Raw genomic sequence first — 22,032 nt, forward strand, 5'->3', positions numbered from 1 at the left:
CATGGCTGTCAAGACAAAGTCCGTCGCTCGCTCGCGTCGTCACCTGCGTCTTCGCAAGAAGATCGTCGGCACCGAGCTGCGCCCCCGTCTCGTGGTGACGCGTTCCGCCCGCCACGTGTTCGTCCAGGTCGTGGACGACAGCAAGGGCCACACCGTGGCCTCCGCCTCCACCCTCGAGACCGACCTGCGCGGCTTCGACGGTGACAAGACCGCCAAGGCCCGCAAGGTCGGCGAGATCGTCGCCGAGCGTGCGAAGGCCGCTGGCGTGTCCGACGTCGTGTTCGACCGCGGCGGTAACCGTTACGCCGGTCGCGTCGCCGCGATCGCCGACGGAGCTCGCGAAGGAGGGCTGAACCTGTGAGTGACAACAAGGAGACCGAAGTGACCGAGCAGACTGCACCGGCTGAGGGTGCGGCTGCGGCTCAGGCCCCCGCCGAGCGTGAGCGTGAGCCGCGTCGCGGTGGTCGCGAGCGCAACACCAACCAGCGCGACCGTGGTTCGCGCGACCGCAACGAGAGCCAGTTCCTCGAGCGCGTCGTGACGATCAACCGCGTGTCGAAGGTGGTCAAGGGTGGCCGTCGCTTCAGCTTCACGGCGCTCGTCGTCGTGGGCGATGGCAACGGCGTCGTGGGCGTCGGTTACGGCAAGGCCCGCGAAGTCCCCCTCGCGATCTCCAAGGGTGTCGAAGAGGCCAAGCGCAACTTCTTCCGCGTCCCCCGCTCGGGCTCGACCATTCCCCACCCCGTCCAGGGTGAGGCCGCTGCCGGTGTGGTGCTCCTGCGCCCCGCCGCCGCCGGTACCGGTGTCATCGCCGGTGGTCCCGTCCGCGCCGTCCTCGAGTGCGCAGGCATCCACGATGTCCTCTCGAAGTCGCTCGGTTCGTCGAACACGATCAACATCGTGCACGCGACCGTCGAGGCGCTGAAGTCGCTCGAGGAGCCCCGCGCCGTGGCCGCCCGCCGTGGCCTGGAGTTCGACCAGGTCGCCCCGGCCCGCCTCGTGCGCGCTGAGGCGGCTGCTCAGAAGGTAGGTGCCTGATGGCCGAGCGTCTGAAGGTCACGCAGATCAAGTCCAAGGTGAGCGAGAAGCAGAACCAGCGTGACACGCTGCGCTCGCTCGGTCTCAAACGGATCGGCGACTCGGTCGTCCGTCCGGACGACGCGCAGACGCGCGGTTACGTCAAGACCGTCGCCCACCTCGTCAAGGTTGAGGAGATCGACTAATGGCTGCCAAGAAGGACGAGACCGCCACGGTCGACGCCCCGAAGAAGGCATCGGCCCGTAAGACGGCCGAGAAGAACGAAGCCCCCGCGGCGCGCCCCGGTGTGCTCAAGGTCCACCACCTGCGTCCCGTCCCGGGCGCTCGCACCGCGAAGACCCGTGTGGGTCGCGGTGAGGGCTCGAAGGGTAAGACGGCCGGTCGCGGTACCAAGGGAACCAAGGCCCGTTACCAGGTCCGTGTCGGCTTCGAGGGTGGGCAGATGCCGCTGCACATGCGCACCCCGAAGCTCCGCGGCTTCAAGAACCCGTTCCGCGTCGAGTACCAGGTCGTGAACCTGGACAAGCTCGGCGAGCTCTACCCGCAGGGTGGCGACGTGACCGTCGCCGACCTAGTGGCCAAGGGCGCCGTCCGCAAGAACGAGAAGGTCAAGGTGCTCGGCACCGGCGACATCTCGGTCGCGCTGACCGTCTCGGTCGACAAGGTCTCCGGCTCGGCTGAGCAGAAGATCGTCGCCGCCGGCGGCTCCGTCAACTGACGCCCGACCCTGAAGGGGCCGGCGGCCTTACGGCCGTCGGCCCCTTCTGGGTTAGTCTGATTTGGTGTGCGCCCTGTCGCATGCCGAGATCGTTCTGGAGGATTCTCCCTTGTTCAGCGCCATCGCGCGGGTTTTCCGCACGCCCGACCTGAGGCGGAAGATCGCCTTCACGCTGGGCATCATCGCCATCTACCGGCTGGGTGCCCACGTGCCGACGCCCTTCGTCGACTTCCCGAACGTTCAGCAGTGCCTGAACCAATCGGGCGGTACCGAGGGCCTGCTGTCCCTGGTCAACCTGTTCTCCGGTGGCGCTCTGCTGCAGCTATCGATCTTCGCCCTCGGTGTCATGCCGTACATCACGGCGACCATCATCGTGCAGCTGCTGCGCGTCGTGATCCCGCACTTCGAGACCCTTTACAAAGAGGGTCAAGCGGGCCAGGCGAAGCTCACGCAGTACACCCGCTACCTGACCATCGCGCTCGCGCTCCTCCAGTCGACGACTCTCGTCACGGTCGCTCGCTCGGGTCAGCTCTTCGGCTCGGCTGGCGTGCCCGAGTGCCAGCAGCTCCTCACGAACGACATCTGGTGGGCGCAGCTGCTCATGATCATCACCATGACCGCCGGTACCGGCCTGGTCATGTGGTTCGCCGAGCTCGTCACCGAGCGCGGTGTCGGCAACGGCATGTCGATCCTCATCTTCACCTCGATCGCCGCGACCTTCCCCGGCGCCATGATCTCGATCCTCAACGCCCGCGGCGTCGAGGTCTTCCTCCTGGTGCTCGCCGTGAGCATCGTGATCGTCGCCCTCGTCGTCTTCGTCGAGCAGTCCCAACGACGTATCCCCGTGCAGTACGCCAAGCGGATGGTCGGTCGTCGTACTTACGGCGGCACGAACACGTACATCCCGATCAAGGTCAACATGGCCGGCGTCGTGCCCGTCATCTTCGCCTCGTCGCTGCTGTACATTCCCGCGCTCATCGCGCAGTTCAACCAGCCGCAGGCCGGTCAAGAGCCGGCGCCGTGGGTCACGTGGATCTCGCAGTACCTGACGCGCGGCGACCACCCGCTGTACATGCTCGTCTACTTCCTGCTCATCATCGGGTTCGCCTACTTCTACGTCGCGATCACCTTCAACCCGGTCGACGTCGCAGACAACATGAAGAAGTACGGCGGGTTCATCCCGGGCATCCGTGCTGGTCGTCCCACCGCCGAGTACCTCGACTACGTGCTCACGCGCATCACATTGCCGGGCTCGATCTACCTCGGCCTGATCGCGCTTCTTCCGCTGGTGGCGCTGGCCACCGTGGGCGCGAACCAGAACTTCCCGTTCGGCGGAGCCTCGATCCTCATCATCGTCGGTGTCGGTCTCGAGACGGTGAAGCAGATCGACGCGCAGCTTCAGCAGCGCCATTACGAAGGGCTGCTGCGATGACCGCTCGGCTTCTGATCGTCGGGCCGCAGGGATCCGGCAAGGGAACGCAGGGCGTCCGCGTCGGCGAAGCTCTCGGCATCCCGGTGGTCTCCACGGGAGACGTGTTCCGTGCCAACGTGAAAGACGGTACGGAGCTCGGTCTCCAGGTGACGTCGATCATCGACGCAGGAGACCTCGTCCCCGATGAGCTCACCAGTGCGGTCGTCCGCGACCGTCTCGGGCAGGCGGATGCCGCTGAGGGCTTCCTGCTCGACGGGTACCCGCGGAACCTCGCGCAGGTGCTGCATCTCGACGAGTTCCTCGAGGGGCGCGAGGAGTCGCTCGACGCGGTGATCGCCCTCGTCGTCCCGCGCGAGGAATCGCTCTCACGCCTCACGGCGCGCGCCGCGGAGCAGGGGCGCGCGGACGACACCGAAGAGGCCATCGCCACGCGCTTGGGCATCTACGAGCGGGAGACGGCTCCGATCCTCGACGTGTACGGCACCCGCGGCATTGTCGACGAGATCGATGGCGTCGGCAGCCTCGACGAGGTCACGGCCCGAATCTTCGCGGCTCTCGAAGCGCGCGGTATCACCGCGACCCCGGCCTCCTGACGTGGGTCTGCGTTCCTCGATCTACAAGAAGCCCGCACAATTGCGGTCGATGATCGAACCCGGGTTGATCACCGCGGACGCCTTGGATGCCGTGCGCGCGCTGATCGCGCCGGGGGTGACGACGCTCGAGCTCGATGCGGCGGCTTCGGCGCTCATCACGGCGCGCGGAGCGGTATCGAATTTCCAGATGGTCCGCGGGTACCGCCACACGGTCTGCGCGTCGGTGAACGAGCAGGTGGTTCATGGCATCCCGAATGATCGCCCTCTGCAGGCGGGGGACATCCTGTCGATCGATGCGGGAGCAGAGTTCCGCGGATGGAACGGCGATTCCGCCTTCACGGTGATCGTCCCCGGCGATGCTCCCGAGGAGCTCGTCGCTCCTCGCCGTCGCCTGTCGGAGGTGACCGAGGGCTCGCTCTGGGCCGGTATCGCGGCGCTCAGTCGGGCGAGCCACCTCTCCGAGGTCGGAGCCGCCATCGAGCAGTACATCGACGACAACGCACCCGTGGGTGGCTACGGCATCCTGCGCGACTACGTGGGCCACGGTATCGGCCGCAAGATGCACGAGTCGCCGAGCATCTTCAATTACGCCGTGGCCGATCGCGGCCCCGAGGTGCGCCCCGGCCTGGCCGTCGCGATCGAGCCGATGGTCGTCATCGGCGATCAGGAGACATTCACCGAAGACGACGGGTGGACCGTCTCGACGGTGGACGGCTCAGCCGGCTCCCACTGGGAACATAGTGTCGCCGTGCATGATGGGGGCATCTGGGTCCTCACCGCGCACGACGGCGGTGCCGAGAAACTGGCGCCGTTCGGTGTGGTGCCGAAGGAGATCGATTGATGATGATGGCCGCTGCGCGGAAGACCACCAACTGGTTCGCGATCGGAGTGACCGCCGCCGCCCTGGTGGTGGTCCTCATCGTCGGGGGAGTGGTGTGGTTCGCCAACAGCCAGGCCACCTCGCCGGGTACGCTGCCGCAGGCCTCCGCCGTCAACACCGAGACCGGCGCGATCTCCGTCGGCACGGGACAAAAGACGGTGGACACCTACATCGACTTCATGTGCCCTATCTGCAATCAGTTCGAGCAGAGTTACGGCCCCACTCTCGATCAGCTCGCCGAGAGTGGCGAGATCACCCTCAACGTGCACCCCATCGCGATCCTGGACTCCAGGTCCCAGGGAACGCAGTACTCCACGCGGTCCGCGAACGCTGCTTACTGCGTCGCGGTCGACAATTCCGCGAACATCCCGGCATTCGTGAAGGCCCTGTACGCCCAGCAGCCGACCGAGAACACCGCGGGCCTCGACAATGAGACCCTCGCGAAGATCGCCACCGCTTCGGGGGCCTCGAGTGGCGTCGCCTCCTGCATCACGGACGGGACCTATGCGAAGTTCGTGACGGCCATGACCGAGAAGACCCCGCTGCAGCCCGGGTCGAGTCGCCCCGCCACGCCCACGATCGTCGTCGACGGGAAGACGCTGAACAACCAGCAGGATCTCACCGGCGACCCCCAGAAGGACATCGTCCAGCGTCTGGGATAGGTGCGTTCGTGGCGTTGTGCTCGCCACCTCGCGCCAATAGGGTCCGATTATGATCCGAAAAAAACTCTCAGCGGTGGCGGTTGCGACAGCGGTTCTGGCCGCGGGCCTGGTCGGATTCGGAGCGAGCCCCGCGTTCGCGGCCGGCGGGTGCTCCTCCTTGACCCGTGACAATCAGAACATCACGGGTTCGTGCCATGGGTCGGTGGAGATCTCCTGGACCTGCTCGAGCGACCTCTTCAACACCTTGAACAAGAAGGTCATGAACACCGGTGCGGGCCTCTCTTTCACGTTCAAGGCCTGTAACCAGGGTGTGCCCAGAGGTATCGGTATCAGGTCGCTCTGAGCTCCCCCCATCATCTTCAGCGGCCGCCCGCGCATGCGGGCGGCCGCTGAACTTCGCCGGCCACGCGCTCGTTTGACGCGGTCGTCCCGGACGGCCGAGGTGACGCGGTGCGAGTTGTAGAACACTCGGCTACCACGTATGCTTGATCTTTGGTGCGTTGCGCCTTCATTGGCGTGTCGACGTATCGAATCCCCATCCACCGCAGACCGGCCGGTCTGCAACTGAGCGTGAGCGAGTTTATGGCGAAGAAAGACGGTGTCATCGAGATCGAGGGCACGGTGTCCGAAGCACTGCCCAACGCGATGTTCCGTGTCGAGCTGACGAACGGGCACAAGGTGCTCGCGACCATCTCGGGCAAGATGCGGCAGAACTACATCCGCATCATCCCGGAGGACCGCGTCGTCGTCGAACTGAGCCCGTACGACCTCACTCGCGGTCGTATCGTCTACCGCTACCGCTGAGTCCGGCCGAGAAGTAACGACCGCAACCGCGAGTCGAAGACAGCGAAATCAGGAACATCATGAAGGTCAATCCCTCCGTCAAGCCCATCTGCGACCACTGCAAGGTGATCCGTCGCCACGGGCGCGTGATGGTGATCTGCAAGAGCAACCCGCGCCACAAGCAGCGCCAGGGCTGAGCTTCCAGCTCGACACCTTTCCAACTGAATACACAACGGCAGGATCAGATCCCACTCGCTCGCGCGAACGGGGGACACCTCGGGTCGGAGGCCCGAGCACCGATCCTGCTCCACACCTCCAGCACACTCTGAGGAGAGCCGCATGGCACGTCTTGCCGGCGTCGACATCCCGCGCGATAAGCGCGTGGTGATCGCACTTACTTACATCTACGGCGTGGGTCGCACCCGCTCCGTCGAGATCCTGAACGCAACGGACATCAGCCAGGACATCCGCGTCAAGGACCTCACCGACGACCAGCTGGTTGCTCTGCGCGACCACATCGAAGGCACCTACAAGGTGGAGGGTGACCTCCGTCGCGAGGTCGCCGCCGACATCCGCCGCAAGGTCGAGATCGGTTCCTACGAGGGCCTGCGCCACCGCCGCGGCCTCCCCGTGCGCGGACAGCGTACGAAGACGAACGCGCGTACCCGCAAGGGTCCCAAGCGCACGGTCGCCGGCAAGAAGAAGGCGCGCTAGGCCTCCGCCGGCGCAGGATTCAGGAGAACCGCACATGGCACAGGCCAAGTCTGCCGCGCGCAAGCCGCGCCGCAAGGAGAAGAAGAACATCGCCGTGGGTCAGGCCCACATCAAGTCGACGTTCAACAACACGATCGTTTCGATCACCGACCCCTCGGGCGCCGTCATCAGCTGGGCCTCGTCCGGCGGTGTCGGATTCAAGGGTTCGCGCAAGTCGACGCCTTACGCCGCAGGCATGGCCGCGGAGTCGGCCGCTCGCCAGGCGCAGGAGCACGGCGTCAAGAAGGTCGACGTCTTCGTGAAGGGTCCGGGTTCGGGTCGTGAGACCGCGATCCGCTCGCTGACCGCGGCCGGCCTCGAGGTCGGCTCCATCCAGGACGTGACGCCCCAGGCCCACAACGGCTGCCGTCCGCCCAAGCGTCGCCGCGTCTGACGCGTTCCGTTCCCGGGGAGTGCTCGCCACTCCCGGGAACGCGCGCTCACGCGCGACCTCAGACTTCCGGATGCCGTGACGCCCTCCCGACGCCATCGTCGGGTCCCATGGCATCCCGCGAGTACAACTCAATACCTCACCCCATTACACGTGTCATATAGCGGGCACGTGATCGAAAGGAACACATAGTGCTCATCGCACAGCGTCCCACTCTGACCGAGGAGAAGATCGGGGAGTTCCGCAGCCGTTTCGTCATCGAGCCGCTGGAGCCCGGTTTCGGTTACACGATCGGCAACGCGCTGCGTCGCAGCCTCCTGTCGTCGATCCCCGGCGCGGCCGTCACGAGCATCCGCATCGACGGCGTCCTCCACGAGTTCAGCACGATCCCGGGCGTGAAGGAAGACGTCACCGAGATCATCTTGAACATCAAGCAGCTGGTCGTCTCGAGCGAGCGCGACGAGCCCATCACGGCGTATCTGCGCAAGACCGGCGCCGGTGAGGTCACCGCCGCCGACATCTCCGCTCCGGCGGGTGTCGAAGTGCACAACCCCGAGCTGGTCATCGCCACGCTGAACGACACGGCGAAGTTCGAGCTCGAGCTCACCATCGAGCGTGGCCGCGGCTACGTCTCGGCGACCCAGAACCGCAACGAGTACGCCGAGGCCGGTCAGATCCCGATCGACTCGATCTACTCGCCCGTGCTCAAGGTCAGCTACCGCGTCGACGCCACCCGTGCCGGTGAGCGCACCGACTTCGACAAGCTCGTCCTCGACGTCGAGTCGAAGGCCTCGATCGCCCCGCGCGACGCCGTGGCCTCGGCTGGTCGCACCCTCGTCGAGCTCTTCGGCCTGGCCCGTGAGCTGAACGTCGAGGCCGAGGGCATCGAGATCGGCCCCGCGCCGGTCGAGACCGTCCTCTCCAACGAGCTGTCGATGCCGATCGAGGATCTCGATCTGTCGGTCCGCTCGTACAACTGCCTCAAGCGCGAGGGCATCAACACCGTTTCGGAGCTGGTCGCCCTTTCCGAGACGCAGCTGATGAACATCCGCAACTTCGGTCAGAAGTCGGTCGACGAGGTGCGCGACAAGCTCACCTCCCTCGGCCTGTCGCTCAAGGACTCGGTGCCCGGTTTCGACGGCGCCCAGTTCTACAGCGGCTACGACGAAGAAACCGTCTGACCCTGTCGGACCCGACCGAACCTCTCCTGGAGTAATACGACATGCCCAAGCCCACGAAGGGTCCCCGCCTCGGAGGCGGCCCGGCCCACGAGCGTCTGCTTCTCGCGAACCTCGCGGCAGCTCTCTACACGCACAAGTCCATCAAGACGACCGAGACCAAGGCCAAGCGCCTCCGTCCGCTCGCCGAACGTCTCATCACCTTCGCCAAGCGTGGCGACCTCCACGCGCGTCGTCGCGTGCTGAGCGTCATCGGCGACAAAGAGGTCGTTCACACCCTCTTCACCGAGATCGCGCCGCTGGTGGCCGAGCGTGACGGCGGCTACACCCGCATCACGAAGGTCGGCAACCGCAAGGGCGACAACGCCCCCATGGCCGTGATCGAGCTCGTTCTCGAGCCCGTCACGAAGAAGGCGTCCCACAAGGCTGCTGCGGCTCCCGCCGCCGCTGCTGCGCCGGCCGCCGACGAGCCCGTCGCGGATGAGCCCGCTGCCGAGGAGACCTCCACGGACGAGGCCGCCGACGCCGGAGCCGAGTCGCCCGAGGAAGGCGCCGCCGCTGAGGCCGCTGCCGACGACGCCGTCCAGGACGACGCCAAGGCCTGAGTCTCCTGACTCGCACGAAGCCCCCACCCGGTTCGGGTGGGGGCTTCGTCGTCCTCCGCGGGGGACGCTCGCTCGTAGGCTTGACCTCGTGCGCATCCGACTCGACATCGCCTACGACGGCTCGCAGTTCCGCGGATGGGCCCGACAACCCGGGCTACGCACCGTGCAGGGTGAGCTGGAGAACGCTCTCGCACGCATCATCGGCGGCGATCCACGACTCGTGGTGGCCGGGCGAACCGATGCGGGAGTGCACGCGTCGGGTCAGGTCGCGCACCTCGACCTCGACCCAGACCAGGTCGCCCGTTTGCCGCGGCGTCGTCGGGACAACGATGAAGCCGACGCCATCGCAGCCCTCGCCGGTCGCGTCCGCGGGGTCCTCGGAGCATACGCCGACGTGACGGTTTCGCGGACCTCGCGCGCTCCCGCGGGCTTCGACGCGAGGTTCTCGGCCGTCTGGCGGCGGTACAGCTACCGCCTCGCCGATGCCACGACCGCGTACGACCCCCTCGACAGGAAGCGGACGACGTCCGTTCGAAGCATCCTCGACGTGGAAGCGATGGATGCCGCGGCCTCCCGCCTCATCGGGCTCCACGACTTCGCCGCCTACTGCAAGGCCCGCGAAGAGGCGACCACGATCCGCACGCTGCTCGAGTACGACTGGCGTCGGGACGACACCGGAGTCCTGATCGCGAACGTCCGGGCCGATGCGTTCTGCCACAGCATGGTGCGCGCTCTCGTCGGGGCCTGCGTCGCGGTGGGGGAAGGCCGCATCGGGATCGACGACGTGGTCGCGATCCGCGAGGCACGCATGCGGATCCCCGAGACGAAGGTCCTGGCCGCACGCGGGTTGGTCCTCGCGGAGGTGGGCTACCCGGCGGACGGTCTGCTCGCGGCTCGTGCGGAGCAGACGCGCAACCGCAGGGATGCCGAGGACCCGGCATCCTGATCTCTTCTCCCGCCCTCCGTGCAACCCTCAGTGAGCCTCGTGCGAGCGCCCGTATGCTGTCAACGCCATGAAGGTCATCTCGTACAACCTCAACAAACATCGGGCGGCTGGCGAGCTCGTCGATCTCGTCGAGAAGCACGAGGCTGACGTGCTCTGTCTGCAGGAATGCGATAGCACGGACATCCCCGAGCGCATCGGCGGTCTTCGGCTGGCGGAGGCCACGCAGCGCAACCGTTTGGGGCTGGCTCTTTACTACCGCGAGAACACCTTCCGCGCGGAGGACGTCCGAGCGATCGGCCTGAAGAAGTCGTTGCACGACCGCGTGCTGAAGCCCGCTGAAGAGCGCATGCTCGGCGTACGACTGCGTGATATCGACAACGGGCGCGATGTCATCGTCGCGTCCTTTCACGCGGCACCGCTGACGGCGCTCAACTCTCTGCGTCGCCATCAGATCCGTACGGCGCTGTCGGAGCTGCAGAACCTCGGGCCGGGTCTGCCAGCGCTCATGGTGGGCGACTACAACTACCCGGTCTTCAAAGAGAATCTCGGCCAGAAGGTCCGCGACCAGGGATACGAGCTGACGCTCAGCGATACCCGCACGTACACGCGTTATCGGTTCTTCCGGGGACACTACGATTTCGCGACATCGATCGGGTTCGACATCGCGCACATCAAGACGTTGCCCCAGGGGCTCAGCGACCACCTGCCCATCCTCATCACCGCTGAGGTGACACAGGGGCACGGGTCCAGCCTCGTCTGAAGGCTGAGCGGTGCGTCGTGGCGCGGCGCGAACCTCGATCCCGACCGCGGCGGCAGCTCCGAGCACGCCGTTGAACGACGTTTCCGCGCGCGGAGCGGGTGCGGCGGAACGCGTCGTCCGGGCGGGGGCGGCAGATCACGCGGCCACCTCAGGGGTGCAGACCCGCCGCCCGCGTCTTCCCGCCACCTACACTGGGTGAAACGATCCGAGGGAGGATTCATGGCGCTCGCAGAGCATCGCGGCAGGGTGGTCATCGGCGTTGCCGTGGCGGTTTCGGCCCTTCTCGGTCTCACCGGCTGCGGAGCGCCGCCGTGGGCCCAGGGCGGCGCTCAAGCCCCCGAGTCGCCCTCGCCGTCGGCCACAGCGACCGCGGCTCCACAGCCCGTTCGCAACGATCTGTCGAGCGGCTCCACGCAGCGCTCGCTGACGGCCGGCTCCGTGGCCGCCACGGTGAACTACTGGTCTACCCTCGCTATGGATCGCTGGACGGCCACGGCCCTCAAGCCCGTGAACCTGTCGATGGAGACGACGGTGACGCCCAACGACGGACAGAAGGTGTACCTGCAGCGGGCCACGATGACAGCGGTCCCGGGAAACGCCTCGCAGTCTTTCTCCGCGCTCACTCCGCAGAGCGATCAGACAGACGCGCCCGGCTATCTCGTGCTCTCGCCGTACAGCTACTCGCAGACCTTCAACGTCGGTGAGGTGCCCGCTGAGGCGACTTTCGTCACGCTCCAGTTCACCTACGAGTTCCTCGTCCAGACCACCCCGACATCCACCGAGTTCGCGAAGCAGACCGCGAGCGACACACTCACCGTCGCGATCGCGGGCGGGGGAGAGGCCGGTTGATCAGGCGCGGACGCGCTCCCAGCAATCGCCGCCTCGTCGGGTGGCCTCACAGGCCGCGGCATCCGCGTCGACGATGAGAGCGTTCAAGTCGTAATCGGCCGCTTTCGCCGGCACCCATCCGATGCTCGCCGAGAGTTGGATATCGATGTAGGCCGACACATCGAGCTCGGTGATCTGTCGGAGGAGGGTGCGCACGAGCTCGCGCAGCACCGAGTCGGGGCGTGAGACGACGACGACCACTCGTCCTCGGATCTCGCGACCCAGGTCAGCTTCGGCCGGAAAAGTATCGGCGACGAGCGATTCGAACTGCCCCACGAGACGGAGCCAGCCGCTTTCCCCGGCGGCGCTGCGCAGCTGGGCGGGATCGTCGAGCCGGACCGTCAGGACGGCCCACGACTCCTCCTGTGCGCGTCGGGCTCGAGCCAGGCGGTCCGTCGCGGTGACGACGAAGTGGGGCCAGCTCGATGCCGCGCGACGTCCGCTGGGTGACACCGAGGTGAAGTACAGCAGGGACACGGTCGCGCAGACGAGGAAGACCAGCATGCCGAGCCCGTTGAGCACACGGGGAAGCGCGAGGTCGCCCAGTGCGGTCGGGGCGGCGAGTCCGGAGACGAGAGTGCCGACCCCGAGCGCGACGAAGATGGCACAGACGACCGTGAGAGGCAGCGCCAGCCTTTCGAGGCGGTCGGCCGCGCGGCGGAGCTCCCAGACCGTGAGCCCGGCGAACACGGAGGAGGCGACGAAAGCCAGGCGGAAGACGAGCCCGTATGCGCTCGTATCGGTGACGAGAACGAAGATCAGGGCGGTGGCCAGCGCCTGGATCGCGCTCACCCAGGGGAGGGCGCGCACGCCGCGGCGGGCACGGAAGCCCGACCAGATCAGAGCGGGTGCGCCGAGCATGAGACCGAGACCCGCACGGCGGACCGACTCCTCGTTCAGCATCGCACCGGTCACCGATACCCAGGTGCTCGTCATTGCCAGCACGAACGCGAGGGACCACAGGAGGGCCGATCGCGAGGGGCGGTGCAGGAAACCCAGTCCGATGATCATGACCGTGCCGAGGGTGGCGATCGTAGCCTGAGCCAGCCCCAGATTCGAGAGGACGTCGGACGGCATCACGACGCTCCGGCGTCGACGCGGGCGGGAAGGATGACCGTCACGGTAGTGCCGGTGCCCAACTCGCTCTCGAGGTAGAGAGAACCCCCCTGATCCTCGATGATGCTGCGGATGATGCCCATACCGAGGCCGGTGCCCGGGGTGGGGCTCTCACGGACGGACTGTGCGCGGAAGTAGGGGTCGAAGACGCGCTCGAGGTCGTCGGGATGGATGCCGATGCCGGTGTCGGCGAAGTGGAGGATGACATCGTCCGGGGAGACGTCGCCGGAGATGCGGATCGTGCCTCCCGCGGGTGTGTACTTGATCGCGTTGCTCAAGATGTTGTCGAACGCCTGCCGTAGCCGGAATGCGTCCCCGACCACCTCGGCGGTGTCGGGCAGGTCGTCCATCACGCTCACCCTGCGCGCCGCCGCGGCGGGACGGAACGACGCCAGCGACGAGGCGATGATGCGGCTGGCGTCGGCGGCGACGGGGGAGGAGGTCTCGCGGAACACCCCCCTCGAGGTCGCGAGGATCTCGGAGATGAGCTTCTGCATACGCTCGCCGGCGCCGGCGATCACCTCGAGCTGCTCGCGTACCTTCGGCGGCAGGTTCGGGTCGTCGAGTGCGAGATCGGCATGGCCGATGATCGCGGTCAGCGGGTTCCGCAGCTCGTGAGACACGGTCGCCGCGAGGCGCTCGCGTGCGCGTTCGGACTCGATCAGCGCCGTGATGTCGTGAACGATGAGCAGCGTGCTCTCGGGCTCGTCGGAGGAGATGAGCCGGCGCGTCGACGCGGAAAGGGCGTGCCACTCGCCATGGGGATCGAAGAGCCAGACGCGCTCGTCGTCGAATTGCTCCCCCCGCGATGCCCGCGCGAAGGGGCGCTCGGCCTCGGGGAGCGGTTCGCCGCGCAACGTCGCGTACTCGACCGCCGCGCCCGGACGCTGCGGCTCGTCGCGTTCGACCCCGTACAACGCGACGTACGTGTCGTTCAGCGCCAGCACTTCGCCGTCCACGGAGAGACGCGCGATGCCGGTGTCGAGCCCATTTAGCATCTGCGATACGCGGCGTTCCTGGCCGGACACGCGCTGGAGGGTCCCCTGGAGCCGGCTCGCTTGGCGACGCAGCAGCTGCTTGAAGGCCCGTGTCTGTCGCGCCGAGAGGAAGGAGGTGATGGCGATGAACGTCAGAGAGAGCAGAACGACGATCAGCCGGAGGGCGGTCACCGGCCCGGAGGCATTCACCGTGGCATCCACCACGATGATCACGCCCACCGTGCTGAGCGCAGAGATGAGGTAGACGAGCGTGAAGTGCGTCGCGATCCAGATGATGGGGAAGACCCAGAAGAAGCTGAAGCGCAGATCGGTGCCGTAGCTCAGGAGCCCGATGCCGACGATGTCGCCGAACGGGATGACGGCGACCGCTGAACGGGGGATCTTCTGCCAGGGTACGACCATCGCCAGCGCCGTCAGCGCGATGATGACACCCACGCCGGAGGAGAAGGGCCACAGGGAGAAAAGCGCGGGCTCGAGGGCCTGGACGAGCAGGACCGTGATGACCACGCTCGCCCCGAGAACGAGTTGCAGCAGCCACACCGACCGGGTGCGACTGCCCGGATTGGTCGCGTCGTCGTCGGGGATGCCCCCCGGAGGAACCGCCGGAGGGACGCTCCTCATGGATGCCATTCTCCGAGTGTATAGAGAGTGGTGTAGTCTGCTGCGCGCCATCCTGTCTCTGCTCGCCGCGCGTGGTCTCCGATCGCGTCGCCCGGTCAGACTCCCCCTGAGGCCTGCATCCTGCAGCGTGATGGTCGATCATCGACCTCTTGCGCCTTCCGCGCCTTTCCTCAGGAGACACCTGTGAGCAAGCTCTCTCGCCGCCGTGTGCGCGCCGCAGCCGCGACCCTCGCCCTCGCCATCGTCGCGCCGGCCGTGCTCTCGGGATGCAGCCAGATCACCGATGTGCTCGGCGCGTTCCCCGGACAAGCGGGGAGCAATCAGTCCGTCGTCGTGGCGACGCCGGCGCCGCAGGCCTCGGCGGGGACGAAACCCTTCGACTCGCAGTTCACCTACGACGGATCGGTCCGACTGACGTCGCAGGTCGCCGACGGGCTCGAGCTGCGGCTCGACGTCTGGGCTGTCGATCCGAAGCGCACGATGGAGTGGACCGCGACGAACGAGAAGCAACTCGGCTTCGCTGTCAACATCGTCGACGACCGTGTCGACGAGAAGGCCGTCCTCGCCCAGAAGCGTCGCGTCTACGTCTCGTCGATCTCCATCACCTCCCAGACCGCGCAGACCAGCGGACAGGTGTCGAGCCCGTTCCAGTTCAGCGCCGATCCGCGGACGCTGGTTCCTTCGGACACCCTGCGCTCCGACCGAGGGCTCCTGTTGAACAGCTTCCAGGGCGGACTCCTCGTTCCGACCACGTCGATCCGGCAGCTGCCGGCGGACACCTACGGCATCACGCTGGAGTTCGCACTGAACGTCGCCGTCGAGGGCACGGCGAACACCGACACGTCGTTCAGCCAGCAGACGGTGTACCAGTACCTCCCCATCGCGATCTTCGCCGACGAGGGCCAGTCCACGAGCGGTCAGAGCACGGGGACATCGAGCACGACCGGCCGCGCTCCGGGCTGGGGTCAGACAACGAACCAGGGCTGAACCGCTCCCGGCGGACTCAGTCGTTCCGCGGCTGGCCCAGACGGTGCCGCGACCGCCGGCTCTCCATGAGCCAGGAGAGGTCGTCGACGTCGCGGAGAAGATGGTGCTCGAAAGAGAGGTCGGGCACGTCGTCGTAATCGATCGAGGGCATGCGCCGGGCGAACGCGCGTCGGAGCGATTCCTCGACGTCCGTCGCGTCGGTCGTCACGGGAGCGACGGCGAAGACCGTGTCTCGGGCCGGCATCCCCGTGACGACATCGGTGAGGGCATCCGAGGCGGCGTCGGCCACGGTGCGCAGCATCGTGTCGGCGCGCTCGCCGCTGTGCGCGGCGCGGATCAGGTCGAGCTCGGGCACCCGCACGAGCGTCGCGCGGACGATCGAGTGCTCGGCGAGCAGGCGGGACGTCTCGCGGCGTAGGGCGCCCCGGTCGTGCGCTCGCGTGCCGGGCGCCGGGTCGTCGTCGAGCTGGCGTCCGATCCACACCGCGCTGACCGAGACCAGAGTGATCGCCACAGCGCTGACCGCGGCCGTCGCCTCGGCGGAGACCGGACCCTGCCGAAGAAGCGGCGCCAGGCCGAACGCGGCGACGACGGCGAGACGAGCGAGGTTGTAGACGGCGTAAAGACTCAGGGTCCAGGAGAGCAGACGCGCCCCGCCCAGCTGCCCTACGGGAGGGCGTGCGCACTCCAGCGCGCACAGTGCCGAGAACATCACCAGACCGGCCGTCTTCAGCAGGGTCGCATCATCGAGGGGCACGAGGAAGGTGAGGCCGAACAGGAGGATTCCGCCGGCCCCCGTGCTGATGGCGCCGATCGCGCGCCGACCGTTGAGCCGCCGCACCCCCGCCCAGAGAAGGCCGACGGCCATGATGTTGGTGGCGTTCCCCGCGGCTGCCGCGGCCACGGAATCCCAGGCGGTCTCCATGACGTTCATCGCTCCGCAGAGCAGGGCGGCAATGGCGGACAAGCCGAAGTAGCGGACCATGTCGGCGCGCGCTCCACCGCGATCGTCTTCCGGGCGGCCGTGCGCCAAGAACAGCATGGTGAGGGCTACGCCCGCGGCGGCGATGGATGCCAGCAGGGCGAGGACGATCACGGACGGTCGTCTCCTTCGAATGTCCGCCGCAATCTTGAGGAAATCTTGCGGGGACGGTGGTCGTTTTACAGCGGTCGTCTTGCGGCGAACCTACCAGAGTAGGTCTCGGCCGATACGCCGCGAGAACCGACAGGAAGACAACGCCATGACCGATGCGCGCAGCTTCACCTCCCACGCCCGGGACTTCGACATGCACCCGGGCGCACTCGGGACAGCAGGCGAGCAGGGGTTCGCCGACGACTTCGCCGCCGTGCTCGAGAACACTTCGGTGCACCGCTCCACCATCGGCTGCGTCATTCCGGCGTACAACGAGGAGGAGTCGATCGCTGACGTGATCGAGGCCCTGCTCGCGCAGACTCGCGTGCCGGACGTCATCCACGTCGTCGTCAACAACACCTCCGACGCGACGGTGAAGATCGCCTCCGAGTACAGCGGGCCGCACGAACTGCACACCGAGCTCGGCGAGCAGTTCACCGAGGTCTTCGTCCACGACATCGGCAAGAACCCCGACAAGAAGGTCGGCGCGCTCAACTACGGCTACTCGCTCGTCGAGGGTTACGACTACCTCCTCGGCGTCGACGGCGACACCATCGCCGACAGCAAGGCCGTCGAGTACCTCGAGACGGAGGCGATCTCGGACTCCCGCATCGGGGGGATCTCGGCGATCTACACGATCGACGACAAGCCCATCAAAGGCCTGGTCGCACGGTTCCTCACGGCGGGTCAGCGCACGCAGTTCGCGGCCTTCAACCTGCAGAACATGCTGCGGGGCCGCAACATGGCCGTCCTGGGCGGGCAGTTCTCGATCTTCTCGACCAACGCCCTGCGCGACGCGATGAAGCAGAACCACCAGAGCACCCCGTGGGTCAAGGACTCCGAGGTGGAGGACTCGCTGCTGTCGCTCCAGATCAAGAGCGCCGGTTACCTGACCAAGATCAGCCCGTACGCTCGAGCCGACGTGGGTGGCATGACGACGTTGTCGGGCTACGACGCTCAGCAGGTGAAGTGGACGTACGGGGCCATCGAGCTCATGTGGCCCGGGCAGCGCGGCGACACCAAGGGGCAGCCGTTCCACCCGAACCTCCGCCTGCGGTGGTTCGAGAACTTCGGCATGCTCACGAACCTCTTCGTCCGCGTGGCCTTCCTGACCCTTCTCGCCGGTTCGCTGACGATCCACGCCTTCGTCTTCTCGCCGCTGTGGCTGATCCCCCCGGTGATCGCCATGCTGCTGAACCTCCGCATCGCCCGCACGATGAAGAATGTCGACCGCACGGACGTCCTGTTCGCGGTGCTCTTCTTCCCCGCGGAGATCTTCATGTGGATCCGCATCAGCCACTTCGTCCGCTCGTGGACCCGCTTCCTCTCGCGCAAGAAGGTCGACAACTGGGCGATGCAGGCCAAGGCCGAGCGCGGTGGTGGTCTCGGACACTGGACGCCGATGGTCGTCCTGATCGCCGTCGCCATCGCCCTCGCGGTGATCTGGGTCATGGTCGGGCCGATGGTGCAGTCGTCGATCCTGTGGATCGGCTGGCCCATCGTCGGTGTCGTGACCGTCCTCCAGACGCTCCTCATGTTCTCCAAGCTCGTCCGTCGCCACCACGGCTTCAAGGTCTGACGGACCCCCGTTCTGATACGCCCGAACGCATCAGAAAATACGGATGCCTCGGCCCTGGGGAGGGTCGAGGCATCCGTCATGTCTGCCGGTCTTACGGAGTCGCGAGCAACTCCGAGGTCAGCCGGTAGCCGACTCCACGCACCGTTTCGATGTAGCGCGGGTTGGCGGGGTTGTCGCCCAGCTTGCGACGCAGGTTCGTCATGTGCGCTTCGATCGCGCGCTTGTCGGCTTCTCCGACGAAGTAGCTCGTCACGTACGACTCGCCGCGGAGGACCAGCGTGAGATCGGCCTTGCTGCGTACACGCCGCTTGGACTCCATCAGGGTCGCAAGAAGGTCGAACTCCGTCCGCGTGAGCTCCAGCTCCTCACCGTCGACACGCACGAGGCGACTGTCGGGATCGAGCAGAAGATCACGATGGGTCACCCAGGTGCCGCCGGTGGGCGTCAGCTCTCCGGGCGAGGAGCGCGGGACGATCTCGCCACCCGGGGCCGACTCGCGAGGCTCAGGGCCCTGGGAGGACGGCACGATGACCGCTGCCGCGTTCGACGCGGGCGACGTAACGGGTGTCTCGGGCCGCCCGGCGGGGAAGGACGGGCCCACACTGTCCTGGCGCGGGGCGGAGGACACCGCGGAATCCGCGGCACGGGGGCGGCGAAGCAGCGCTTCGATGCGCGCGCGCAGCTCGCGAGGACGAAAAGGCTTCACGACGTATTCATCTGCGCCGGCGCCGAGGCCGAGGACGACATCGGCCTCTTCTTCGAGACCGGTCAGCATGATGATGTACGTGTCGCTCTGCTGACGAATCCGACGCGCCGCTTCGAAGCCGTCGATGCCCGGCATGTTCACGTCGAGCGTCGTGATCAGCGGTTGATAGGCGATCACCGCTCGAACCCCGTCGATGCCGTTTCCGACGGAGACGGTGGAGAATCCTGCGGACTCAAGCACCTCGACCAGCAGGTGGCGGATGTCGGGATCGTCTTCCACGATCACGGCCGTTTTCAGCATCTCTGTGCTGTCGCTCATGTCACCCACTCTTCCGGCTTCGCACGGGACCGTGCCCGCGTTCTCCCCCGAGTCGCGGCGTCGCAGTTCGACGAGCGCAATTTTGACACAGATCTCGGCCGCGTCGCGGTCGACTCGGAGGTCAACGCTGCTCGCGTGTCAGTTCCGCTGCCGCGGCCGGCCACCAGATGCCCGCAGCGGGGCCGCCGTTGCACTCGCCGTCGCTCTCGCCGGCAGGCTTGATCCACAGGTTCGTGTCGACGACGCCATCTCCGTACGAGCCGCCGGGGCTGCCCACGAGGCGGCCGGAAGGGTTGCACCATTCCGAGCCCGCCGGCCCCGCGCCGTTGCGCGAGGTGTCGATGACGGCGTGAGTGCCCCCGAGAAGATCCGAGAGAGCATGCGCGTAGGCGAACTCGGCGGCGGTGTCCTGATAGTTCGACACGTTCAGGGCGACGCCGCGCACCTCGGGCAAGATCCCCATGGCCTGAATGAGCCCCGCCATCTCCGCAGCGGGATGCCACGCGGAGTGGCCCCCGTCGATGTAGATCCACGTGTTGGTGCCGCTGATGTTCTCGACGGCGTTCTTCAGGTATCCGGCGCGATCGCCGACAGACCCGCACGAAGAGGACAGTGCGATGCTGTCGGGCTCGAGCACCACGATCTTCTGGACGTCCGACGCGTTGCGCAGCGCATCGCCGATGCGCTTCGTCCATTGCGCGTAGGACGCAGGGTCGAGGCCTCCGGCCGAATGGTTCCCACAGTCGCGATCGGGAAGTCCGTAGACGGCGACCGAGAGTGATGCCTTCTGGTCGCGAGCCTCCGCCGCGAGGTGTGCGATGCGGTCCCACACCTCGTCGACGGGATCGATCTCGGGAGTGAGCCAGTAGGTGGTGGGCTGCGTGGAGAGCCACTGTGCCGCGGCGATCTCGTCGGAATCGCCCGCTCCCGAGCGAGCGGCCTGTGCGGCTTTCGACTCGTCCGGCGCGACGATGCGGGTGTCGACCGCCGGGGGCTTGGCGGACAGGGTCTGGAAGAGGGTGGTCACGAGGCTTCCGACCACGCCGATCCCCGCGATGAGCGCGACGGTGACGACGAGCGCGCCGACGACGAGAAGCCCGCGGGGGAACCGTCGTCGAGGCCGTCTCGGCCGGGGTGATCTCGCCACGTTCGGAACTCTAGTCGAGGTGAAACCCACGAGGGGCGAGGTAGTTAACCGGGTGAAGCGATATAGACTGCTGTCGTGGGAAAACTGGTTTATAACACTGCGGGTCACTCGTTCGACATCGAGGATCGGACTCTTTCCCACCTCCGCATGGTCTTCATGAACAAGCTGCGCAGGGGCGAGTCGTTCATGTTCCACTTCCCGATGGGTGATGGCAGCGGCACGCGTACGCTCTGGATCTCGCCGTCGATCCCGCTCGTCTTCCACTTCTACGGAAGTCGTGCCCCGCAGCTCAACCGTCGGTGGATCGAGGATCTCATGGATGAGGCCAGTTCCCCGCAGGGGCTCAGCGTCACGGTCGAGCCCGAGCCGGAGTCGATCTCTGTGGCGAGCGCCTGAGTCCGCTCAGGCGCACTCGGCGTCGACGACCTCGCGGACACGGTCGAGGAACGCGGTGATCTGATCTGCCGCGTCGCCCGGAAGCCCCAGGGCGAACTCGCGGATGCGGGCGGTCACGGGGTCGATGGCATCCGGGTCGGTGTCGCGGTCGAACGGCACGACGAACTTGCTCCGACGATCCGACGGGTTGGCGACGAAGTCGATGAGGCCGCCCGCGCGAAGGCGATCGAGCATCCCCGTCACCGACGCCGTGGAGATGCCCAGTGATTGCGCGATCTCGGTCGGAGTCAGGGTTGCCCCGGCATCCGCCCGCTCGAGGATCAGCCTCATCGCCGCCCGTGCGTTCTCGCTGGGGCCGCAGTCGGACTGCCGGCGGCGAGCGAGCCGCGCCTCCGCCAGACGGAGCCTCTCGACCGCGCGCGCTGCCGTCATCGCCTGGTCGATTCCGGTCTCGAGTGTCATAGGGCCTCCTCGGGTTGAGCCCCCGTCTAGGCATTGTAGTGAGGCGGTTGAGGTTCCCGTCGACCGTCCTTTTCCGGCTCGGGTGCAACAATTCCGGGCCCAGCAGGGGCTTGCACCTCTTGTCCCCTCGCCGCGACGACTGAGACCTCGTATGATGGCCCGACCGGCGCACCGGGAAAGGAGAGGCCGATGGGCTCGCTGTTCTACGGGTCTTCTCCGACTCCGATCCGCGTTCCCGACCGCGTCCTCGCCCACGTCAAGGTGGTCATCGCTACGAAGCTGCGGCGGGGTGAGAGCTTCACGTTGTCGTGGAGGCACCCCTCCGGCGAACCGACGGGCCGCAGCACGCTATGGATCCAGCCGTCTATTCCCCTGCGGTTCGTGTTCGGTTCGGCGGAACCCGAGGCTCTCGACCCGGCCCTCCTTCATTCGCTCGCGACTTCGGCCAACTCCTCGGGCGGCCTGACGATCGATCTCGACGACCATGCCGTGCCCTCCGTTTCGGAGGCCCACTGACTACCGCCCCGTCAGAGGTGGGCGGTAGCGTGCCGATGCGCGATCGACGACATCCATTCCCTCCCCGGGCACGGGGGAGCCGATCGTCCGCGCATGCGTTCCCACGCTTCGACGTAGATGTTCTCGAGAAGTGTGTCGGCGGTCGACGCGACCCCCGTCATCGACAGCAGCACCGCGTAGATCTGCGGAGCCGTCGCATCGTAGAACTCCCCGAAGGCGTCGCAGTCGCCCACCGCAGCTCGCACGAGCAGGGCATCCAGATCCTGCTCTTCGCTCGCGCGAGTGGCGCTGTCTGTCATGGTCACCGTGCACCTCATCTGTATCTGTGGACAGTCAACCGTCGGGAGACGTCGGCGACCTGGGGTTGCGTAATCAGGACGTATGCCGTAACCAGGCGCCACGGTCACGGCTACCCGCGGTCGGCATC

At 66.8% G+C, this 22,032-nt stretch carries 29 protein-coding genes; 22 read left to right on the forward strand and 7 right to left on the reverse strand.

What is annotated here, in order from left to right:
- Position 1: 1 nt before the first annotated feature.
- The 18 genes from rplR to NE358_RS02560 all read left to right on the forward strand — a co-directional run bounded on the left by rplR (position 2) and on the right by NE358_RS02560 (position 11,588).
- Positions 2-361: a 50S ribosomal protein L18 gene (gene rplR / locus NE358_RS02475; RefSeq protein ID WP_103206778.1), complete on the forward strand. Its 360-nt coding sequence runs from the start codon at positions 2-4 to the stop codon at positions 359-361.
- The gene (rpsE, locus tag NE358_RS02480) at positions 358-1,038 is read left to right on the forward strand and encodes a 30S ribosomal protein S5 (protein WP_056226274.1); all 681 of its coding nucleotides are present in this window, start codon (positions 358-360) and stop codon (positions 1,036-1,038) included. Before rplR ends, rpsE begins: the two co-directional genes overlap by 4 nt.
- Positions 1,038-1,223 (forward strand): 50S ribosomal protein L30, encoded by a 186-nt coding sequence (rpmD, locus tag NE358_RS02485; protein ID WP_013583998.1) that lies wholly within the window; start codon positions 1,038-1,040, stop codon positions 1,221-1,223. Before rpsE ends, rpmD begins: the two co-directional genes overlap by 1 nt.
- Positions 1,223-1,756 carry a 50S ribosomal protein L15 gene (rplO, locus tag NE358_RS02490; RefSeq protein WP_103206777.1) on the forward strand — a complete coding sequence of 178 codons (534 nt, stop codon included), beginning with the start codon at positions 1,223-1,225 and terminating at the stop codon, positions 1,754-1,756. The genes rpmD and rplO overlap by 1 nt, the downstream gene beginning before the upstream one ends.
- 109 nt (positions 1,757-1,865) lie before the next feature.
- On the forward strand, positions 1,866-3,188 hold the full coding sequence (secY, locus tag NE358_RS02495) for a preprotein translocase subunit SecY (protein WP_056226277.1): 1,323 nt from the start codon (positions 1,866-1,868) through the stop codon (positions 3,186-3,188).
- Positions 3,185-3,781 carry an adenylate kinase gene (locus NE358_RS02500; protein WP_103206776.1) on the forward strand — a complete coding sequence of 199 codons (597 nt, stop codon included), beginning with the start codon at positions 3,185-3,187 and terminating at the stop codon, positions 3,779-3,781. Before secY ends, NE358_RS02500 begins: the two co-directional genes overlap by 4 nt.
- Before the next feature lies 1 nt (position 3,782).
- On the forward strand, positions 3,783-4,622 hold the full coding sequence (map, locus tag NE358_RS02505) for a type I methionyl aminopeptidase (protein ID WP_116238679.1): 840 nt from the start codon (positions 3,783-3,785) through the stop codon (positions 4,620-4,622).
- On the forward strand, positions 4,622-5,323 hold the full coding sequence (locus tag NE358_RS02510) for a DsbA family protein (RefSeq protein WP_174799612.1): 702 nt from the start codon (positions 4,622-4,624) through the stop codon (positions 5,321-5,323). The genes map and NE358_RS02510 overlap by 1 nt, the downstream gene beginning before the upstream one ends.
- 49 nt (positions 5,324-5,372) lie before the next feature.
- Positions 5,373-5,666: a hypothetical protein gene (locus NE358_RS02515; RefSeq protein WP_141375035.1), complete on the forward strand. Its 294-nt coding sequence runs from the start codon at positions 5,373-5,375 to the stop codon at positions 5,664-5,666.
- A gap of 239 nt (positions 5,667-5,905) precedes the next feature.
- The gene (gene infA, locus NE358_RS02520; RefSeq protein WP_013583992.1) at positions 5,906-6,127 is read left to right on the forward strand and encodes a translation initiation factor IF-1; all 222 of its coding nucleotides are present in this window, start codon (positions 5,906-5,908) and stop codon (positions 6,125-6,127) included.
- Positions 6,128-6,186: 59 nt separating this feature from the next.
- On the forward strand, positions 6,187-6,303 hold the full coding sequence (gene rpmJ, locus NE358_RS02525; protein WP_005050492.1) for a 50S ribosomal protein L36: 117 nt from the start codon (positions 6,187-6,189) through the stop codon (positions 6,301-6,303).
- A gap of 142 nt (positions 6,304-6,445) precedes the next feature.
- A complete protein-coding gene (rpsM, locus tag NE358_RS02530; RefSeq protein WP_056226287.1) occupies positions 6,446-6,820 on the forward strand; it encodes a 30S ribosomal protein S13 in 375 nt (124 codons plus the stop codon).
- 34 nt (positions 6,821-6,854) lie between these two features.
- Positions 6,855-7,253, forward strand: coding sequence for a 30S ribosomal protein S11 (gene rpsK / locus NE358_RS02535; protein ID WP_013583990.1), 399 nt, complete (start codon positions 6,855-6,857; stop codon positions 7,251-7,253).
- 188 nt (positions 7,254-7,441) lie between these two features.
- A complete protein-coding gene (locus NE358_RS02540; RefSeq protein ID WP_056226291.1) occupies positions 7,442-8,431 on the forward strand; it encodes a DNA-directed RNA polymerase subunit alpha in 990 nt (329 codons plus the stop codon).
- A 41-nt stretch (positions 8,432-8,472) separates the two neighbouring features.
- A complete protein-coding gene (gene rplQ, locus NE358_RS02545; RefSeq protein ID WP_116238677.1) occupies positions 8,473-9,033 on the forward strand; it encodes a 50S ribosomal protein L17 in 561 nt (186 codons plus the stop codon).
- Between the two features lie 88 nt (positions 9,034-9,121).
- A complete protein-coding gene (gene truA / locus NE358_RS02550) occupies positions 9,122-9,979 on the forward strand; it encodes a tRNA pseudouridine(38-40) synthase TruA (RefSeq protein ID WP_103206772.1) in 858 nt (285 codons plus the stop codon).
- A 67-nt stretch (positions 9,980-10,046) separates the two neighbouring features.
- Positions 10,047-10,739, forward strand: coding sequence for an endonuclease/exonuclease/phosphatase family protein (locus NE358_RS02555; protein WP_103206771.1), 693 nt, complete (start codon positions 10,047-10,049; stop codon positions 10,737-10,739).
- A gap of 219 nt (positions 10,740-10,958) precedes the next feature.
- On the forward strand, positions 10,959-11,588 hold the full coding sequence (locus tag NE358_RS02560; RefSeq protein ID WP_141375037.1) for a hypothetical protein: 630 nt from the start codon (positions 10,959-10,961) through the stop codon (positions 11,586-11,588).
- On the opposite strand, the gene NE358_RS02565 is transcribed toward NE358_RS02560, so the two are convergent.
- Together NE358_RS02565 and NE358_RS02570 are read right to left on the reverse strand one after the other, a co-directional pair.
- Positions 11,589-12,704: a nucleotidyl cyclase domain-containing protein gene (locus NE358_RS02565; RefSeq protein WP_103206769.1), complete on the reverse strand. Its 1,116-nt coding sequence runs from the start codon at positions 12,702-12,704 to the stop codon at positions 11,589-11,591.
- Complete coding sequence (locus tag NE358_RS02570; protein ID WP_289941201.1) at positions 12,704-14,371, reverse strand: sensor histidine kinase; 1,668 nt, start codon at positions 14,369-14,371, stop codon at positions 12,704-12,706. Before NE358_RS02570 ends, NE358_RS02565 begins: the two co-directional genes overlap by 1 nt.
- Positions 14,372-14,545: 174 nt before the next feature.
- Between NE358_RS02570 and NE358_RS02575 the strand changes: the two genes are divergently transcribed.
- Positions 14,546-15,349, forward strand: coding sequence for a fructose 1,6-bisphosphatase (locus NE358_RS02575; protein ID WP_141375039.1), 804 nt, complete (start codon positions 14,546-14,548; stop codon positions 15,347-15,349).
- A gap of 16 nt (positions 15,350-15,365) precedes the next feature.
- On the opposite strand, the gene NE358_RS02580 is transcribed toward NE358_RS02575, so the two are convergent.
- A complete protein-coding gene (locus NE358_RS02580) occupies positions 15,366-16,445 on the reverse strand; it encodes a hypothetical protein (RefSeq protein ID WP_103206766.1) in 1,080 nt (359 codons plus the stop codon).
- A gap of 145 nt (positions 16,446-16,590) precedes the next feature.
- Between NE358_RS02580 and NE358_RS02585 the strand changes: the two genes are divergently transcribed.
- Positions 16,591-18,060: a glycosyltransferase family 2 protein gene (locus tag NE358_RS02585; protein WP_141375042.1), complete on the forward strand. Its 1,470-nt coding sequence runs from the start codon at positions 16,591-16,593 to the stop codon at positions 18,058-18,060.
- 91 nt (positions 18,061-18,151) lie between these two features.
- Here the strand turns inward: NE358_RS02585 and NE358_RS02590 are convergent, their stop codons facing one another.
- Both NE358_RS02590 and NE358_RS02595 read right to left on the reverse strand, forming a co-directional pair.
- Positions 18,152-19,084 (reverse strand): response regulator transcription factor, encoded by a 933-nt coding sequence (locus tag NE358_RS02590; RefSeq protein ID WP_174799613.1) that lies wholly within the window; start codon positions 19,082-19,084, stop codon positions 18,152-18,154.
- 121 nt (positions 19,085-19,205) lie between these two features.
- Positions 19,206-20,231, reverse strand: coding sequence for a glycoside hydrolase family 6 protein (locus tag NE358_RS02595; protein ID WP_116238676.1), 1,026 nt, complete (start codon positions 20,229-20,231; stop codon positions 19,206-19,208).
- Positions 20,232-20,306: 75 nt separating this feature from the next.
- Between NE358_RS02595 and NE358_RS02600 the strand changes: the two genes are divergently transcribed.
- Complete coding sequence (locus NE358_RS02600) at positions 20,307-20,627, forward strand: DUF7882 family protein (protein ID WP_103206763.1); 321 nt, start codon at positions 20,307-20,309, stop codon at positions 20,625-20,627.
- A gap of 6 nt (positions 20,628-20,633) precedes the next feature.
- Here NE358_RS02600 and NE358_RS02605 read toward each other — a convergent pair whose 3' ends face one another.
- On the reverse strand, positions 20,634-21,089 hold the full coding sequence (locus tag NE358_RS02605; protein ID WP_103206762.1) for a MarR family transcriptional regulator: 456 nt from the start codon (positions 21,087-21,089) through the stop codon (positions 20,634-20,636).
- A 189-nt stretch (positions 21,090-21,278) separates the two neighbouring features.
- Here NE358_RS02605 and NE358_RS02610 point away from each other — a divergent pair, with 189 nt between their 5' ends.
- Entirely contained in the window at positions 21,279-21,605 is a 327-nt protein-coding gene (locus NE358_RS02610) for a DUF7882 family protein (RefSeq protein WP_103206761.1), read from the forward strand.
- 11 nt (positions 21,606-21,616) lie between these two features.
- Here NE358_RS02610 and NE358_RS02615 read toward each other — a convergent pair whose 3' ends face one another.
- Positions 21,617-21,910 (reverse strand): sigma-70 family RNA polymerase sigma factor, encoded by a 294-nt coding sequence (locus NE358_RS02615; RefSeq protein ID WP_103206760.1) that lies wholly within the window; start codon positions 21,908-21,910, stop codon positions 21,617-21,619.
- Positions 21,911-22,032: the final 122 nt, after the last annotated feature.

Source organism: Sphingomonas sp. G5, assembly GCF_052660795.1.